The following is a 16,407-nucleotide window of genomic DNA, read 5'->3' as shown; positions in this document are numbered from 1 at the left end:
GCGTGCTCGGCGGCGGATTTCCCTATCCGGTCCGCTCCGATTACGGCACGCGCCGCGGAAGCTGACGCCGCATAGGAAATACACGCTTCGATCACAGAACCCCCGCACGTTCCTCGGCCGGCACCCGGGACTTCCGCCACGGCACGCGGACCGTGACCGGCACCCCTCGGAACCCGGCTTCCCGGGCCCTGACTTCCCGGGCCCCGGCCGCTCAGGCACCGGCTTCCCGGGGCCCTCTCTCTCCAGCGCCCGGGACAACCGGTCCCGGCCTCTCCAGTGCCCGGGACAACCGGTCCCGGGCCGTCCTGATCGCGTCGCCGAGTCCGGCGGGCTCCAGGATCTCGAACTCGAAGCCCATCAGCATCACGTGGATGACCATGACATCGAGGCTCGGTGCCCCGGTGCGCAGGAGGCAGCTGTCCTTCCCCGAGGCCTCCAGGGTCCCGGCCGAGGGTGAGATCCGCGCGGCGGCCTGCTCCAGCGGCACCAGCAGCCGGACGACGGCGTTCGTGGCGTAGGCGCCGGTGGAGACGCCCTTGGAGACGTACTCGGCCAGGTTCTCGGCCGGTGGCGTACGGGGCGTGAAGCGCGGTCCGTGCGGCGGCCGGGGCGTGATGCGGTCGGCCCGGAACGTACGCCAGTCGTCGCGGTCGGTGTCCCAGGCGACCAGGTACCAGCGGTGCTCGGTGCACACCAGCCGGTACGGCTCGACGGTACGGCGCGTCGGGGAGCCCCCGTGATCGCGGTACTCGAAGCGCAGCCGCTCGCTGTCACGGCAGGCGTTGGCCAGTTCGGTGAGGACGGCGGGGTCGACGGCGGAGGTCCCCGGACCGCGGAGCATCGGCACAGTGAAGGCGTTCAGCGCGCCGACCCTGCGCCGCAGCCGGCTCGGCAGGACCTGTTCCAGTTTGGCGAGCGCGCGGACGGAGGACTCGCCGATGCCCTCGATGCCCTGCCCGGCCGCCGTGCGCAGCCCTACGGCCACCGCGACGGCCTCGTCGTCGTCCAGGAGCAGCGGCGGCAGCTCGGCCCCGGCGCCGAGCTGGTAACCGCCGCCCGTACCCGGGCTGGCGTTGACGGGATAGCCCAGCTCGCGCAGCCGCTCCACGTCACGGCGGACGGTGCGCGCGGTGACGCCCAGCCGCCCGGCGAGGTCCGCGCCCGACCACTCGCGGTGGGCCTGGAGCAGTGAGAGCAGGCGCAGCAGTCGTGCGGATGTCTCCAACATGCCGCCGAGTCTGCCAGCGCTTGCGGACAGCTACTGTCCGCAAGCGCCGGGGACGTTCTTCAGGGGCGGTAGGCGATCTGCGGTACGTCGAAGCAGTTCGTGTTCATGTCGCCCTGGGTGACCCAGCCCCTGCCGTCGCGCCAGCGGGCCACCGAGAGGCAGGTCCGACGCGTTCCGGGCGGCTCGGCCAGGCGCTCGTAGGTGACGGGGAGCAGCAGCCCGCCCGCGGTGTAGGGCGTGCCCCGGTTCATGAACGCGTCGACGCACGCCCGGGTGATGCCCGTCCGGGCGCAGGACTTCGCCGCGTCCGTGAACCACCGTGCCGCCGCCCAGCCCTCGAGCTGCCACTGGGAACGGGTCGGCAGGGCCTTGGTCGCGTCGCGGAACTCCCGTACGGCGGCGTCGCCCGCGTCCTCGTAGTTCCGGCTCGACCCCGTGGCCCACAGCGCGTTGCGGCAGCGCGGCGCGTCCTTGTAGTCCTCGGGCACGGTGGACGTCCAGTTCTGGACGTTGGTCACCTTGGCGGTGACGTGGGCGCCGACGTCGTCCATGGCCTTGCACAGCTGGGCGTTGCCGTGGGTGTCGACGGCGTCGAAGACGAGGTCGGCGCCCTGCGCCTTCAGGTCGGCCGCGGCGGCCCGGAAGTCGGGCAGCGCGAAGTCGACCTGTTCGGTGACGACCCGGTAGCCCTCGGCCCTGAGCCCCTCGGTGACCAGACGGGCGTAGGCGGCGGAGGCGGACTGGTTGTAGGAGACGACGGCGGCCGTACGGGCGCCGTGGACGCGCTTGAAGTAGCGGTAGACCTCGGTGCCGCCGTAGAGCTCGCCGTTCCAGCCGGGCGTGCCGTCGCGCGGCGCGAGGCTGCCGTAGATCCCGTACAGGTGCGGATAGGTGTCGTACGCGGCGCCGATGGGCTGGCCTCCGATGTCGGGCACGCCCGCACGGGACACCTGGGAGGCGCCCGCGTAGTCGAACGCGGTCGTGGCGACGAGGGCGACGACCTTGTCCTGGTCGATCAGCCGGTGCACGCAGGCGCTGTTGCCGACGCCGCTGCCGCCGTCGTCGCACAGCCGCACCTCGACCGGCCGTCCGCCGATGCCGCCCCGGGCGTCGAGCCGGTCGAACCAGGCCTTCGCCCCGTCACGCGGTCCCGTGAACGCGGAGGCGCCGACGGGGCTGGTGGCGCTGCTGATGATGCCGACGCGGATCGGCGCGGCGGATTCCCGGGGCGTGGGCGTGGCGCGGTTCTCGAAGTCGCTCTCGGGGAGCCGGCTGCCGCAGGCCGTGCCGAGCAGGAGCAGCAGGCCCGCGACGGCGGCGCCCGTCGCTGTGCGCCGCACCGCTGATCAGCAGCCCGGGACGGGACTCGACGACCCGTTGCCGCTCAGCTGCACCAGCGCGCAGAGCGTCTTGACGGAGACCTTCCAGGTGCCGTTCTGCTCGACGGCCGTCCCGGAGGCGTTCGGCAGGGCGGTGGCGCCGTTCAGGGTCAGCGTGTAGGTCACGTCCGCCTCGGTCGGCGAGGTGAACTCGATCTTCTCCACGTTCGCCTTCACCTGCTGACCGCGCTGGTCGCCGTTGAAGCCCTGAAGCAGCGGGGCCATCTGGTCGCCGTTCTGCAGGACGGCCTGCTTCTCCTTCGCGGAGACGGCCGGGTCGAAGAACTTCTCCCAGTTCTGCCTGATCTCCTGCTGGGCCGCCGCCGGGTCGGCCGGAGCCGTGGCGGACGGCACGCCGGTGGACTGTGCCGCCGAGGGTGTGGGCGAGGCGGAACCTCCGCCGCCGCTGTCGTCGCTGCACGCCGTGAGGGCCGCGGCGAGGACGAGTACCGCCGCCACCGCCACTCCCCCGACGTTCCCCCGCCTGAGGTCGCTCCCGAGAACCATCTGGCTCACCACCGGGTGTCGGTCCGGGCCAAAAGCGCCCGGTGCTTTCAGGGTCAGCTTCCAGAAGGCATAGTGCAAGCCATCGGCTGACATGGACAGATACCCGACCAGGGGGAGTCCGGATGCGGACAGCTCGACTGCGGAGCGTGCACCCCGTCCAGTGGGCCGGCTGGGCCGCGCTGGCCGCCGGTGCGGTGCTGTGCGTCATCGGCTGGTACGGCATCTCGGGTGAGCGGTACGCGGAACGTCAGCTGCCCTACCTCGCCTCCTGCACGGTGCCCGGTGCCGCGCTGATCATCGCCGGTGCGGTGCTGCTCGCCCAGGGCCGGAACGCCTCGGCGGCGGCGCGCGTCGAGGAGCTGTACGGGCTGCTGGTGGCGGCCGGGGCCGCCGACGCCGAGGAGCCGGGACCGGCGGCGGCCGGGCCCGTGGCCGTCAGCGGCGACCTCCTCATGGTGCCCGGCGGCACCCTGTACCACCGCGCGGACTGCCCGCTGGTCGCCGGGAAGCCGGAAGCCCTGCCGGCCGACTCGCGCGTCCTCGCGAGCGGGGACCTGGGACCGTGCCCGATCTGCGAGCCCGACGCCGAGGACGACCCCTCCGCCGCCGAGCCGCCCTCACCCGCCGCGGGCCCGCCCCTCGCCGAACGGCCGACCGCGCTCGATCGCCCGACCACGCCCGATGGCCCGACCGCCCCCGAGCGCCCCTCCGCCGGTCCCGACGGCTGAGGTCCTCGCCGATGTCCTCGCTGACGTACGACCTCACCCTGGCCGGTCTGTCGATCGGCGGTGCCGCCGCGCTCACCGGGATCGGGCTGATCGTCACCTACCGCGCCACCGGTGTGCTCAACTTCGCGCACGGCGCGATCGCCATGGTGTGCGCGTATCTGCTGCGCCAGTTCACGGTCGAGTGGGGCTGGCCGCTCGCGCTCGGCGCCTCGGTGACCCTGCTGCTGGTGGCCCCGGCGATCGGGATGGCCCTGGAGCGCTTCGTGTTCCGGCCGCTGGCCCTCCTCGGCGGCGATCCGGCGCAGACCCTGGTCGCGTCCATCGGGGTCTTCGTGCTGCTGGTCGGCGGGGCGGCGCTCGTGTGGGGCACCGGCGCGCGGGCGGACGCGCCGGTGCTGGTGTCGGCGGATCCGTGGGGGCAGCTCGCGGTGGCCGTCGCACTGGCCGCGGGTGTGGGCGCGGTGACACGCTGGACCCGCTTCGGCACGGAGCTGCGGGCGGTCGTCGACGACCGCCCGCTCGCGGTGCTCGGCGGTATCGACGCGGACCGGGTGGCCGCGGCGGGCTGGGCCTTCGGCTCGTTCACGGCGGGCCTGACGGGCGTGCTCCTCGCGCCGTACGTGCGGCTGGACCCGTACGGCCTGCCGCTGCTCGTCATCGAGGTGATGGCGGTCGCGGTGGCGGCCCGGATGCGCAGCCTGCCGGTGGCGATCGCGGTCGCGCTCGGTATCGGGGTGGCCCAGAGTCAGCTGACCCGGCTGCATCCCACGGGCTGGGCGGAGCCGCTGCTCCAGGCGGCCGGCGCCAACCTCTTCGTGGTCGCGCTGCTCGTCGCCGCGCTCGTCCTGCCCGGCATCGGCACCCGCGACGCGCTCCCCCGCCCGGCGGCGGTCCGCGTGCCGACACCGCCCGGGGCCTGGGCCGTGGCCGTCGTGCTGTTCCTGCTGCCCCTGGGGTTCGCGGGCTCGGACCTGCGCACGTCTGTGCAGGTGCCCGCGCTCGGTGTCGTCCTGCTGTCGCTGGTCGTGGTCACCGGCCGCGGCGGCCAGATCTCGCTCGGGCAGGCCGCGTACGCAGGTCTGGGCGCCCTGTTCACGGCGCTGCTGGCCGCGGGCCGGTTCCCGGGCCTGCCTCGGCTGCCCGAGCTGGCCGCGCTGGCGGTGGCCGTGCTGCTGGTCGCCCCGCTCGGCGTGCTGACCGGCTGGCCGGCCATCGAACGGCACGGCCTGGCGCTCGCCGTGGCCACCTTCGCGGTGGGCGTGGGCGTCAGCCGGTTCGTCTTCGCGCAGCCGTACGCGGTGTCCGGTCTGTCCCTGGACCGCCCGGCCGGATTCGGCGGCGACCGCGCGTACTACGTGCTCGAACTCGTCCTGCTGGCCGCCGCCCTGCTCGCCGCGCACACGCTGCGCCGGGGCCGGACCGGCCGGGCCCTGGCCGCGATGCGGGACCACGAGGCGGGCGCCTCGGCGGCGGGCGTCCGCGTCCCGGAGCTGAAACTGACCGCGTTCGTCGCGGGGGCCGCGCTGGCCGCGCTGGGCGGCGGCATGCTCGGCATGGGGCTGCGTGCCTTCGACGCCACCCAGTACGACCCGGTCCGCAGTCTGCTCTGGTTCGCGGCGGTCGTCGTGCTGGGCGCCGACAGTGTCCTCGGCGCGCTCGTCGCCGCGGCTCTGCTGGTCGGGCTGGACGCGGGGGCCCGGGGCGGGGTGGCGGCCGCGCTGATCGGCCTCCTCGCCGTCCTCGTCGGCCGCTTCCCCGAGGGCCCGTACGAGGCCCTGCGCACGGCGGCGTCCCGGCTCCGGCTCCGCCCCCGGGCGACCCTGACTCCCCTGGGCGTCAGGGTCCGCCGGCACCTGCGCACCGTCGGCACGGGGCGGCCCCGGGCACTCGGGGCGCCGGTCACCGCAGGGGCCGCGGCGACGGCCGGCCCCGACCGGGAGCCGGGGCGCCGTCCGGGCCTCACGCCGGCCGGCGCCGGCAGGCGAACCGCGCCCCGCCCGAGTCCCGCCGCACCGGCCGGCACCGACGGGGAAACCGGACCGCACCCAGAACCCGCACCGGCCGACGCCGGTCAGGAAGCCGGGCCGCGCCCGGGTCCCGCCGCAAGGGTCGCGTCCGCGGGCAGCTCCGGCGCGGGAAGGCGGCCGGTCGCCGGGAGGGAGCCGGTACGGCGGACGGTCGCCGGAGCCGCCCGGCGGGCCGGGACGGACACGCGACCGCTGGCCACCCGTCGGCTCCGCGTCGCCTATGGCGGGTTCACCGCACTCGACGGGGCGACTCTCGACGTCCCGCCGGGCCGGATCACCGCGGTCGTGGGACCCAACGGGGCCGGGAAGAGCACCCTGTTCCACTGTCTCGCGGGCACGCTGCGCCCCTCGGGCGGACAGGTGCTGCTCGGAGGGCGGGACATCACCCGGCTCGCGGCGCACGCGCGGACGCGGCTGGGGATCGCACGGACCTTCCAGCAGCTGGCGGTCTTCCCGTCGCTGACCGTGGCCGAGAACGTGCGCGTGGGCGCCGAGCAGGGCCGGACCGCGGATCCGGGGGCGGCGGAGCGGGCACTGCGGCTGCTCGGGCTCGACGGGCCGGTGCGGTCACTGCCCGCGGCGGGGCTGCCCACCGGGACACTCCGGCGCGTCGAACTGGCCCGGGCGCTCGCCGGGAACCCCCGGGTGCTGCTGCTCGACGAGCCCGCGGCCGGTCTCGACACCGGCGAGGTGGCCGCGCTGGCCCGGGTGCTGCGGGCGCTGGCCGCGGACGGCATGGCCCTCCTGGTCGTCGAGCACGATCTCGATCTGGTCGCCGACCTGGCGCACACCGTGCACGTCATGGCGGCCGGACGGATCGTCGCCTCGGGGCCCGCCGACCGCGTCCTGGACACGAGGCCCGGCGGATGAGCATCGCCCTGCGCGGCGCGCGCGTACGCTACGGCCCCCTGGAGGCCCTGCACGGCGTGAGCCTGGTCGCCCCCGGCCCCGGCCTCACCGTGCTGCTGGGCCGCAACGGCTCCGGCCGTACGACCGTGCTGCGCGCCCTCGCCGGGACCGTGCCGCTGGCGGCCGGCGCCGTCGTCTGGGACGGCGCCGACGTGACGCGCCTGCCCGCGTTCGAGCGGGCCCGGCGTGGACTGTGCCTCGTCCCGGAGCGCCGGGCGGTGTTCGGCTCCCTGACCGTCCGCGAGAACCTGGAACTCGGGGCGGCCGACCTCGCGGCCGCCCTGGAGGCCTACCCGCGGCTGGAGCCGCTCCTCCCCCGCCGGGCGGGCACCCTCTCCGGCGGCGAACAGCGCATGCTGGCCCTCTCCCGCGCCCTGTCGGCCCGCGCGCGCGTGGTGCTCGCCGACGAACCCGCGCAGGGCATGTCGCCGGCGGTCGCGGCCCGGACGTACGCGCTGCTGGGCGCTCTCGACGCGTGTGTGGTGATCGCCGAACAGCGGCTGCCGCCGGCTCTGCGGGAGCGGGCGGGCCGGACGACGTACGTCCACGAGCTGCGCCGTGGCGCGGTCGTGTTCAGCGGAGAGGCCACCGAGACGGCGGCGCGGAGCGGTGGGCCACCGGGTTCAGGGGCGGGCCGAACAGGGCGGGGCCCCCGGTACGGGAGGCGCCCGCCGGCTTCGGGATGACGAGCTGGAGGCCCTTGGCCAGCCGGTCGGGGCTGCCGCCGATCTTCTTCTTGTTGACGTTGTAGAGCGTCTGCCAGCCGCCCGTCACGCGGTACTTGCGGGCGATCGACGCGAGCGTCTCGCCGGTCTTCACCACGTGGAAGGGGCCCTGGAGTCCGTACGACCGGGAACAGTCGGGCCAGGCACCCCAGCCCTGGACGGCCAGCACCTTCTTGGCGACCTTGATCTGCTGGGCGCGGGTGGCGAGATCGGCGCGGGGAGCGTAGGCGAGCCCGCCGAAGCGGACCCAGGTGGGCTGCCAGAACTGGAGCCCGCCGTAGTAGCCGTTCCCGGTGTTGGCGTGCCAGCGGCCGCCGCTCTCGCACTCGGCGAGACAGGTCCAGGGCCACTCGTCGTTCGCGCAGTCGGAGGCACCCCGGACGGACCCGGGGCCCGGGAGCGGGGGCGGCGCCGCGGCGTCCGCGTCGCAGGGAACGAGGGCGGCCAGTACGGCGGCGGCCACGGCCGCGAACCGCGCACGTCCGTTCGGAAGCCGGGACGCGGTGCGGGTGCTGGGCGGAATCCGCCTGGTCGGCATGAAGGACATCGGGCCACGCTAAGCAGCGCGTCCCGCTCGCCCGCCCAGCCCGCGCCCGGCGCGCCCGGGCCCCACCCGGTCGGAGGACCGGACGGGGCCCGGGGTCTGCCGCCCGGATCACGCGGGCGGGACGCGGGGCAGCGCACCGCGCCTCGGCGCCACCTGATCCGAACGGCAGACCCCTGTGCCCGGCACGAGGGGGAGCGTGGCTCAGATGTCGAGCCGCTGGCCGGGCACGATCAGGTCGGGATCACCGCCGATGACGGACTCGTTGGCGGCGTAGATCTTCCGCCAGGTGGTCCCGTGCCGCGCGGCGATGGCACTCAGGGTGTCGCCTTCGCGGACGGTGTAGTCGCCGCGGGACGAGCCGCGGCCGGCGTGGCCCGACGTACGGGCCGGCGTCTTCGCCGGTTCCCGCTTCGCCGGGACGGACTTCCGAGCCGACTCGTGCGCCGGCTTCGAGGCCGACCCGGTGCTCGCGGATCCGGCGGCCTTCCCGGAACCCGAGGAGCCGGGCGCGTTCCCGTAGGCCCCGGCGCGGGCCGAGCAGGTGGGCCAGGCACCCCATCCCTGTGCGTTCTGGACCTTGGCCGCGATGGCTATCTGCGCGCTCCTGGAAGCCTTGTCGGCGGTCGGCGCGTACGCCGTGCCGCCGTAGGCGCGCCAGGTGCCCGCGGAGAACTGGAGCCCCCCGTAGTAGCCGTTGCCGGTGTTGATGTGCCAGTTGCCGCCGCTCTCGCACTGGGCGATGCGGTCCCACACTCCACTGTCGGCCGCGGCGGCGTCGCCGGTCGCGGCGAGCAGTCCGAGCGGGGCGAGCAGTGCCGCCCCGGCGAGGACCGCCGTCGTACGTGTCCTGTTCGCCGTACGAGCCTTGTGACCGTTCTCGTGAGTGCTATCGGCACATGCGGACATGTATTTCCCTCTCGAAACACCCGGGGTCCCCCAGGACGGGACGCGGTGACCTGCGCGTAGGACGCGGCCCTCGCGCTCCGACCCGTCCACCGGCGGCGTGCTGTGACCCGAAGCGGATCGGCCGGCGGACGTTCCCGAGCGGTGCTCGTTGCACACGGCGAAGGAATCTATGGACCCCGGCGCCCCGATATCAACCAACTCCTTGTCATTCGAGGCCAGTTAGCGGTTACCGTGGGTATCATCGATTTTCGGCCACCCATTTCATTGGGTGATTTCCGGATTTGTCGACCCTCGCCTCTTGTGATCTGTGACCCACTTCACCCATTCAACTTCCCCCGTACTTCCGGAAGTTGACTGGGAGTAACCGATTCCGGGGGCGCCTTCACCCTGGGCGTCGGATGGTTCGATTCCGTTCGCCCTCGGGCGTGACTCCGGCCACAGATCACCCGTTGACATCTTCATGAGCCGGGAACCCCCGATTCATGGGCCGGGAGCCACCCGGCACCGCCACGCACCGCATCCCGAGGAGCCACCGTGCCGCGCATGCTCGACGTCAGCGACGACGTACGCGCCGAGATCGGCGACGAAGAAGCCGACCGGCTGCTCGCCGGAGAGAACGCCCCCGGCAGTTACGACTGCACGTCGTGCCGCACCCCGGGCGACTCGGAACAGGAGCGCACCAGCACCGTCCTGTTCATCGGCGACGAGACCGCCGTCCTCGCCTTCGCCCACGCCACCTGCCTGCCCTCGCAGGTCGTGCAGGTCACCGAGGAACAACTCCAGGGCGCCGTCCGCTCGATCCACCCCGACGGCGCGCCCACCGACCCCGCCTTCGCCCCCGAGCAGGCCGTGCTCGGCGTCACCAGCGGACTCGTCCTGATCAACGGCGAGCTGCACCCGGCACTCGTCGTCGAGCCGACCGGCCCGATCGTGCGACCCGGATCGACCGACATCGGCGACGACTTCCTGCCCCTGCTGATCGAGCAGGGCTTCATGCCCGCGATCGAGCTGAACTCGGTGCCGCCGGTCCTGCACGGCTGGTCCGTGCTGCTCGCGGCGGGCCAGCTGCACGCCGTGCTCCAGCCGGGCACCGGCGGCGGCTCGCCCGTCGCCTGGTGGCAGGCCCACCAGGCGCTCCAGGTCACCGACAGCTGGCGCGCCGCCGCGAACAAGCTCCAGCAGGTGCTCCTGTTCGCGGCGCCGGTCGGCTCGATCGGCCGTCAGCCCCGGGAGGACCTGCTGCGCGACGCGCTCGACAAGGCGGCCGCCAACGGCAAGCTGGTCGCGGCGACGATGCCGCTCGCCGGCGTCTGAGGACAGCGGGACAGCCGACGGATCGGGGCGGGGAACCACGGGCGGGTGGCCGACACCGGCCACTCAGGGGTGCCCGTGCGGTTCCCCGCGCCCCCGCGCGCGCCGCTCACTCCGGACGGCCCGCGAAATGACCGCTCCGGCCGCATCCGTTGGGCGGTGGGGTCGTTGGCACGTACGTGCACACCTACGACGTCCCCGGCCACCGGCCCTTCCAGCCGGTCCTTCCCTCCGGCTCCCCCCTCCGTTCGAGCAGAGAGGTGCCGGCGTCGCGACCGGTGCAGGACCCTCATCAGGGCGGCTCATCGGCCACGCCGATCTACGACGCGCTCCACGCCGAGTGGATCCGAGCGTTCAGGACCCTGCCCGGCGACCGTCACGGTGAGGAGAACCTGGAGTTCAAGGCCTTCGGGATCCTCGGGCGCGGTCCGAACTCGTTCAGCTCGTCGGGCACGTACAGCTCGTACAGCGCGGGAGCGCAGACCGCCCGGCAGATCACCGCACAGCACGGGCACACCACGGCGACGACGGCCGTCTGGCAGCCGGGCGCGCGCCAGCACGGCACGGGGATGCATCACATCCCGGCCGCACTCCCGCCCGCCCCGCGCAGGGGCCTGTGAGCGGCGAGATCCATGAGCGGTGACGCGTGAGGGGCGGCTCCCCCGGGGAGCCGCCCCTCACGCTTCGCCCGTGGGCGTTACTTCTTCTTGTTGGCACCACGCTTCTCGCGCACCCGCACCGAGATGTGGATCGGCGTGCCCGCGAAGCCGAACTCCTCACGCAGCCGGCGCTCGATGAAGCGGCGGTAGCCGTGCTCGATGAAGCCGGAGGCGAAGAGCACGAACCGCGGAGGCTTGGTGCCCGCCTGCGTGCCGAACAGGATGCGGGGCTGCTTGCCGCCGCGGACCGGGTGCGGATGCGCGGCGACCAGCTCGCCGAGGAAGGCGTTCAGACGGCCGGTCGGAACGCGGGTCTCCCAGCCGTCCAGAGCCGTCTCGATCGCCGGGACGAGCTTCTCCATGTGACGGCCGGTACGGGCCGAGACGTTCACCCGGGGCGCCCAGGCCACCTGGGCGAGCTCGGTCTCGATCTCCCGCTCCAGGTAGTAGCGGCGCTCCTCGTCGAGGGTGTCCCACTTGTTGAAGGCGAGGACGATGGCGCGGCCCGCGTCGACCGCCATGGTGACGATCCGCTGGTCCTGCACGGAGATGGTCTCGGACGCGTCGATCAGGATGACCGCGACCTCGGCCTTCTCGACGGCGGCGGCGGTGCGCAGCGAGGCGTAGTAGTCGGCGCCCTGCTGGAGGTGGACGCGCTTGCGGATGCCCGCCGTGTCGACGAACTTCCAGGTGATGCCGCCGAGTTCGATGAGCTCGTCGACCGGGTCACGGGTGGTGCCCGCGACCTCGTTGACGACCACGCGGTCCTCGTTGGCCACCTTGTTCAGCAGGGAGGACTTGCCGACGTTCGGGCGGCCGATGAGGGCGATGCGGCGGGGGCCGCCCACCGCGGTGCCGAAGGTCTGCGCCGGGGCCTCGGGCAGCGCCTCCAGGACGGCGTCGAGCATGTCGCCGGTGCCGCGGCCGTGCAGCGCGGAGACCGGGTGCGGCTCGCCGAGACCGAGGGCCCAGAGGTACGAGGCGTCGGACTCGCCGCTCATGCCGTCGACCTTGTTGGCGCACAGGACGACGGGCTTGCCGGCCTTGCGGAGCAGGCGCACGACCGCCTCGTCGGTGTCGGTGGCGCCGACCTTGGCGTCGACGACGAAGACGACCGCGTCGGCGGCCTCGATCGCGTACTCGGCCTGGGCGGCGACGGACGCGTCGATGCCGAGGACGTCCTGCTCCCAGCCGCCGGTGTCGACGAGCTTGAAGCGGCGGCCCGCCCACTCGGCCTCGTAGGTCACGCGGTCGCGGGTGACACCGGGCTTGTCCTCGACGACGGCCTCGCGGCGGCCGATGATGCGGTTCACCAGGGTCGACTTGCCGACGTTCGGGCGGCCGACGACGGCGAGGACGGGCAGCGGGCCGTGGCCCGCCTCCTCGATCGCGCCCTCGACGTCATGGATGTCGAAGCCCTCTTCCGCGGCGAGCTCCATGAACTCCGCGTACTCGGCATCGCCAAGCGCCCCGTGCTCGTGTTCCGCCGAGCCGTCGGGCTGGATGTGGTCGTTCATGAAGTCCGTACCTCGTCGTTCATTCGTGGTGATCGGTGGATCACCCGTAAACCGGGTGATCCACTACTAAGTGTCGCCTAACGCCCGGCGGGGCGCCCGGCGTTTTCCCGGCGTCCGGTCAGACGCATGGCCTCGCCCAGGTGGGCGCTGAGCTGCTTCTGGATCCGGCCGGTGGCCTCGTCCAGCGCCTGTCGCGTGCGCCGGCCGCTGCCGTCGCCCGCTTCGAAGGGGTCGCCGAAGACGACGTCGACCCTACTGCGCAGCGGGGGCAGCGCCTTGGTCAGTCTGCTGTTCCGCTCGGAGCTTCCCAGCACCGCCACCGGGACGATCGGGGCTCCGCTGCGCACCGCGAAGTACGCGAGCCCGGCCCGCAGCGAGGCGAAGTCGCCCTCGCCCCGGGTGCCCTCGGGGAAGATCCCGAGGACTCCGCCGGCCGCCAGGACGCCGAGGGCGTCGGTGATGGCGGCGCGGTCGGCGATCTCCCGGTCGACCTTCAGCTGGCCGATGCCGAGCAGGAACGGGTCGAGCGGGCCGATGAACGCTTCCTTCTTGATCAGGAAGTGTGTGGGCCTGGGCGCGACGCCCATGACCATCGGCCCGTCGATGTTGTGGGAGTGGTTCACGGCCAGGATCGCCGGTCCGGTCGCGGGGACCTTCCAGGCGCCGAGCACGCGCGGCTTCCACAGCCCGTACATCAGGCCGACGCCGATCCGGCGCCCGACCTCGGCACGTCTCGCGGAGGGTGCGGTCACTTGGCGGCCCGCTTCTCCTCGACAAGGGTGACGACGCACTCGATGACCTGCTGGAGCGTGAGGTCGGAGGTGTCCACCTCGACCGCGTCGTCCGCCTTGGCGAGGGGGGAGGTCTTGCGGCTGGAGTCGGCCGCGTCCCGCTTGACCAGCGCCTCACGGGTCGCGTCGATGTCCGCGCCGTTCAGCTCACCGCTGCGCCGGGCGGCACGCGCCTCCGGGGAGGCGGTGAGGAAGATCTTCAGGTCGGCGTCGGGCAGCACGGTGGTGCCGATGTCCCGGCCCTCGACCACTATGCCGGCGGGCGCGGACCCGGCGAGGGTGCGCTGCAGCTCGGTGATCCGGGCACGCACCTCGGGGACGGCGCTGACCGCGCTGACCTTGGAGGTGACCTCCTGCGTACGGATCGGGCCCGCGACGTCGGTCCCGTCGACCGTGATGGCCGGCTCGGCCGGGTCGGTACCGGAGATGATCTCCGGCTTGCCCGCGGCGGCGGCGATCGCGGAGGGGTCCGTGATGTCGATGTCGTTGCTGACCATCCACCACGTGATGGCGCGGTACTGCGCCCCGGTGTCCAGGTAGCTCAGACCGAGCTTCGCGGCCACGGCCTTCGAGGTGCTCGACTTGCCCGTGCCGGAGGGGCCGTCGATGGCGACAATCACAGCCGGAGCGGTACGGGCGGCGCCGTTGTCCACGGTGGGAACACCTTCCTGGTGCGGGGTGGAGGTCTCTGCGGGACGCGATCGCGCCCCGCACAAGGTTACCGGCCCCGCGGACCCCGTATTACTGGCCCTTCCCGGCGGCGGTATCGCCGGCCCTTCCCGGCGGCCGTCTCACTGGCGCAGTGCCCAGCCCCGCTCCCGCAGTGCCGCGCCGAGCACCGGCACCGCCTTCGGCTCCACCATCAGCTGCACCAGACCGGCCTGCTGACCGGTCGCGTGCTCGATGCGTACGTCCTCGATGTTGACGCCGGCCATCCCCGCGTCGGCGAAGATGCGGGCGAGCTGACCGGGCTGGTCGTCGATGAGAACGGCCACGACCTCGTAGGCACGCGGCGCGGAGCCGTGCTTGCCGGGGACACGGACCTGGCCCGCGTTGCCGCGGCGCAGGACGTCCTCGATGCCGCCGGCGCCCTCGCGGCGCTTGGCCTCGTCGGAGGACTGGAGGGCGCGCAGGGCCTGGACCGTCTCGTCGAGGTCGGCGGAGACGTCCGCGAGGAGGTCCGCGACGGGGCCCGGGTTCGCGGAGAGGATGTCGATCCACATCCGGGGGTCGGAGGCCGCGATCCGGGTCACATCGCGGATGCCCTGCCCGCAGAGCCGTACCGCCGTCTCCTCCGCGTGCTCCAGGCGCGCGGCGACCATGCTGGACACCAGGTGGGGCATGTGCGAGACGAGCGCCACGGCGCGGTCGTGGGCGTCCGCGTCCATGACGACGGGCACGGCACGGCAGTGCGAGACCAGTTCCAGGGCGAGGTTCAGGACCTCGGTGTCCGTGTCCCGGGTCGGGGTGAGCACCCAGGGCCGGCCCTCGAAGAGGTCGCCGCTCGCGGCCAGCGGACCGGACTTCTCACGGCCCGACATGGGGTGCGTGCCGATGTACGGGGTGAGGTCGAGGCCGAGCGCCTCCAGCTCGCGGCGGGGGCCGCCCTTGACGCTGGCGACGTCGAGATAGCCGCGGGCGAGACCGCGCCGCATGGCGTCCGCGAGGGTCGCGGCGACGTGCGCCGGCGGTGCGGCGACGATCGCGAGGTCGACGGGCCCCTCGGGTGCCTCGTCCGTGCCGGCGCCGAGCGCGGCCGCCGTACGGGCCTGCTCCGGGTCGTGGTCGGCGAGGTGGACGACGACGCCGCGGGAGGCGAGCGCGAGGGCCGCGGACGTGCCGATCAGCCCGGTTCCGATGACGAGTGCGGTCCTCACTGGGCGATGTCCTTGCGGAGCGCGCCCGCGGCGCCCAGGTAGACGTGCACGACCTCGGCGCGCGGCCGGTCGGACTCGATGTGGGCGAGAACACGGACCACCCGGGGCATCGCGCCCTCGATGTCCAGCTCCTGCGCGCAGATCAGCGGGACGTCGACGATGCCGAGCTTGCGCGCCGCCGCGGCCGGGAAGTCGCTGTGCAGATCGGGTGTCGCGGTGAACCAGATGCTGATCAGGTCGTCCGTGGTGAGTGCGTTGCGCTCCAGGATGGCGGTGAGCAGCTCGCTGACCTGCTCGTCCATGTGGCCGGCCTCGTCCCGTTCCAGTTGGACGGCGCCCCGGACCGCTCGTACCGCCACGGTGATGCTCCTCGCTGATCTGTGTGCACGTCGTGTCACACCAGCGTAGTCAGCCCCCGGGACGCCGGTGTGCGGCGCCCGCCTGACGAGACGGGGGCCGGGTGCGGGATCCGGCCGGGACCGGCCGTCCGGACGCGTCGGTGTCACCCGAATCGCCCCATTCCGCTACTTCTGGCGAGAATGCGCCCGTGCGCCTCTGGACGCGGGGCGCGCGTGTCCGCTCTCATGGCAGGAGACCGCCCAGGGGGAGGACCGGATGAAGCGACCAGGGCCCCTTCTCACCCTCCTCGCGGGGCTGGTGTTCGGCGTGTTCCTGCTGACACTCAACGCGACGACGGGGACGAAGAGCACGTCGAACCCGTACGGGGAGGCGTCGCCGGGCGTCTCGGTGTCTGCCACCGCGCCACCGGACTCCGCCTCGCCGTCGCCGAGCCGCCCGCCGAGCCCCTCGCCGTCCCGCAGCGCCGTTCCCAACGCCGACTACGCGGGCCGTACCGACGACGACACCTCGGCGGTCGCGGTCTCCCTGCGGGGCGGCAAGGCGATCGCGTACTTCTGCGACGGGCACGACAAGGAGTCCTGGCTGAAGGGTTCCGTCGAGGACGACGGGACCATGAAGCTCACGGGCGGTCACGGCGACGAGCTGAACGGAACCCTCCAGGGCGGCAAGCTGATCCGCGGCACCGCCGACGTCGGCGGGCAGCGGTACGCCTTCACGGCCGACAGGGCCGTCAAGCCCTCCGGCCTGTACCGGGCGACGGCCACCGTGCGCGGCGCGAAGGTCGACGGCGGCTGGATCGTGCTGCCCGGCGGACGGCAGGTCGGCGTCGTCGAGCGCGACGGCACCCCTTCGGCGGCACCGTCGATCGACCCGGAGACCGGCGCCGTGACGATCGACGGCCAGAAAATCACCGCCCGCCCTGTCACCCCCTGACCG

15 protein-coding genes and 1 pseudogene are annotated in these 16,407 nt (G+C 73.6%); 6 read left to right on the top strand and 10 right to left on the bottom strand.

The features are described 5' to 3' along the window. Positions 1-211: 211 nt before the first annotated feature. The 3 genes from OG780_RS32155 to OG780_RS32145 are packed head-to-tail and all read right to left on the bottom strand — an operon-like array spanning position 212 to position 3,114. Positions 212-1,228 carry a helix-turn-helix transcriptional regulator gene (locus tag OG780_RS32155; RefSeq protein WP_443062243.1) on the bottom strand — a complete coding sequence of 339 codons (1,017 nt, stop codon included), beginning with the start codon at positions 1,226-1,228 and terminating at the stop codon, positions 212-214. A gap of 59 nt (positions 1,229-1,287) precedes the next feature. After that, the gene (locus tag OG780_RS32150; RefSeq protein ID WP_328454083.1) at positions 1,288-2,568 is read right to left on the bottom strand and encodes an ABC transporter substrate-binding protein; all 1,281 of its coding nucleotides are present in this window, start codon (positions 2,566-2,568) and stop codon (positions 1,288-1,290) included. Between the two features lie 6 nt (positions 2,569-2,574). Beyond that, positions 2,575-3,114: a hypothetical protein gene (locus OG780_RS32145; protein ID WP_328454081.1), complete on the bottom strand. Its 540-nt coding sequence runs from the start codon at positions 3,112-3,114 to the stop codon at positions 2,575-2,577. A gap of 122 nt (positions 3,115-3,236) precedes the next feature. On the opposite strand from OG780_RS32145, the pseudogene OG780_RS32140 reads away from it, so the two are divergent. The 3 genes and pseudogenes from OG780_RS32140 to OG780_RS32130 form a co-directional block, all read left to right on the top strand. After that, a pseudogene (locus OG780_RS32140) lies at positions 3,237-3,710 on the top strand (hypothetical protein); the annotation flags it as partial. Between the two features lie 143 nt (positions 3,711-3,853). Then, positions 3,854-6,739, top strand: coding sequence for an ABC transporter permease subunit (locus OG780_RS32135; protein WP_328454079.1), 2,886 nt, complete (start codon positions 3,854-3,856; stop codon positions 6,737-6,739). Next, complete coding sequence (locus OG780_RS32130) at positions 6,736-7,464, top strand: ATP-binding cassette domain-containing protein (protein ID WP_328454077.1); 729 nt, start codon at positions 6,736-6,738, stop codon at positions 7,462-7,464. The genes OG780_RS32135 and OG780_RS32130 overlap by 4 nt, the downstream gene beginning before the upstream one ends. Here the strand turns inward: OG780_RS32130 and OG780_RS32125 are convergent. Together OG780_RS32125 and OG780_RS32120 are read right to left on the bottom strand one after the other, a co-directional pair. Beyond that, complete coding sequence (locus tag OG780_RS32125) at positions 7,352-8,050, bottom strand: LysM peptidoglycan-binding domain-containing protein (RefSeq protein ID WP_328454075.1); 699 nt, start codon at positions 8,048-8,050, stop codon at positions 7,352-7,354. The two genes, OG780_RS32130 and OG780_RS32125, sit on opposite strands and share 113 nt — an antisense overlap. A 201-nt stretch (positions 8,051-8,251) precedes the next feature. Next, entirely contained in the window at positions 8,252-8,956 is a 705-nt protein-coding gene (locus OG780_RS32120) for a transglycosylase family protein (protein ID WP_328454073.1), read from the bottom strand. Between the two features lie 534 nt (positions 8,957-9,490). On the opposite strand from OG780_RS32120, the gene OG780_RS32115 reads away from it, so the two are divergent. After that, positions 9,491-10,270, top strand: a complete 780-nt coding sequence (locus tag OG780_RS32115) for a hypothetical protein (RefSeq protein ID WP_328454071.1) — start codon at positions 9,491-9,493, stop codon at positions 10,268-10,270. 275 nt (positions 10,271-10,545) lie between these two features. Beyond that, a complete protein-coding gene (locus OG780_RS32110) occupies positions 10,546-10,887 on the top strand; it encodes a hypothetical protein (protein ID WP_326788653.1) in 342 nt (113 codons plus the stop codon). Positions 10,888-10,964: 77 nt separating this feature from the next. On the opposite strand, the gene der is transcribed toward OG780_RS32110, so the two are convergent. The 5 genes from der to aroH all read right to left on the bottom strand — a co-directional run bounded on the left by der (position 10,965) and on the right by aroH (position 15,470). Further along, the gene (der, locus tag OG780_RS32105; protein WP_328454069.1) at positions 10,965-12,443 is read right to left on the bottom strand and encodes a ribosome biogenesis GTPase Der; all 1,479 of its coding nucleotides are present in this window, start codon (positions 12,441-12,443) and stop codon (positions 10,965-10,967) included. Positions 12,444-12,520: 77 nt separating this feature from the next. Next, complete coding sequence (locus OG780_RS32100; RefSeq protein ID WP_443062242.1) at positions 12,521-13,234, bottom strand: lysophospholipid acyltransferase family protein; 714 nt, start codon at positions 13,232-13,234, stop codon at positions 12,521-12,523. Then, positions 13,192-13,887: a (d)CMP kinase gene (gene cmk / locus OG780_RS32095; protein ID WP_328454067.1), complete on the bottom strand. Its 696-nt coding sequence runs from the start codon at positions 13,885-13,887 to the stop codon at positions 13,192-13,194. The genes OG780_RS32100 and cmk overlap by 43 nt, the downstream gene beginning before the upstream one ends. 138 nt (positions 13,888-14,025) lie before the next feature. Then, positions 14,026-15,111, bottom strand: coding sequence for a prephenate dehydrogenase (locus tag OG780_RS32090; RefSeq protein ID WP_326788650.1), 1,086 nt, complete (start codon positions 15,109-15,111; stop codon positions 14,026-14,028). Further along, a complete protein-coding gene (aroH, locus tag OG780_RS32085; protein WP_328454065.1) occupies positions 15,108-15,470 on the bottom strand; it encodes a chorismate mutase in 363 nt (120 codons plus the stop codon). Before aroH ends, OG780_RS32090 begins: the two co-directional genes overlap by 4 nt. A gap of 256 nt (positions 15,471-15,726) precedes the next feature. Here aroH and OG780_RS32080 point away from each other — a divergent pair, with 256 nt between their 5' ends. Continuing rightward, positions 15,727-16,404, top strand: a complete 678-nt coding sequence (locus OG780_RS32080) for a hypothetical protein (protein WP_328454063.1) — start codon at positions 15,727-15,729, stop codon at positions 16,402-16,404. Positions 16,405-16,407: the final 3 nt, after the last annotated feature.

Origin of the sequence: Streptomyces sp. NBC_00386 (assembly GCF_036063235.1) — a bacterium.
In the GTDB taxonomy this organism is placed as follows: Bacteria; Actinomycetota; Actinomycetes; order Streptomycetales; family Streptomycetaceae; genus Streptomyces.
This window is presented reverse-complemented; position numbering and strand designations above follow the sequence as displayed.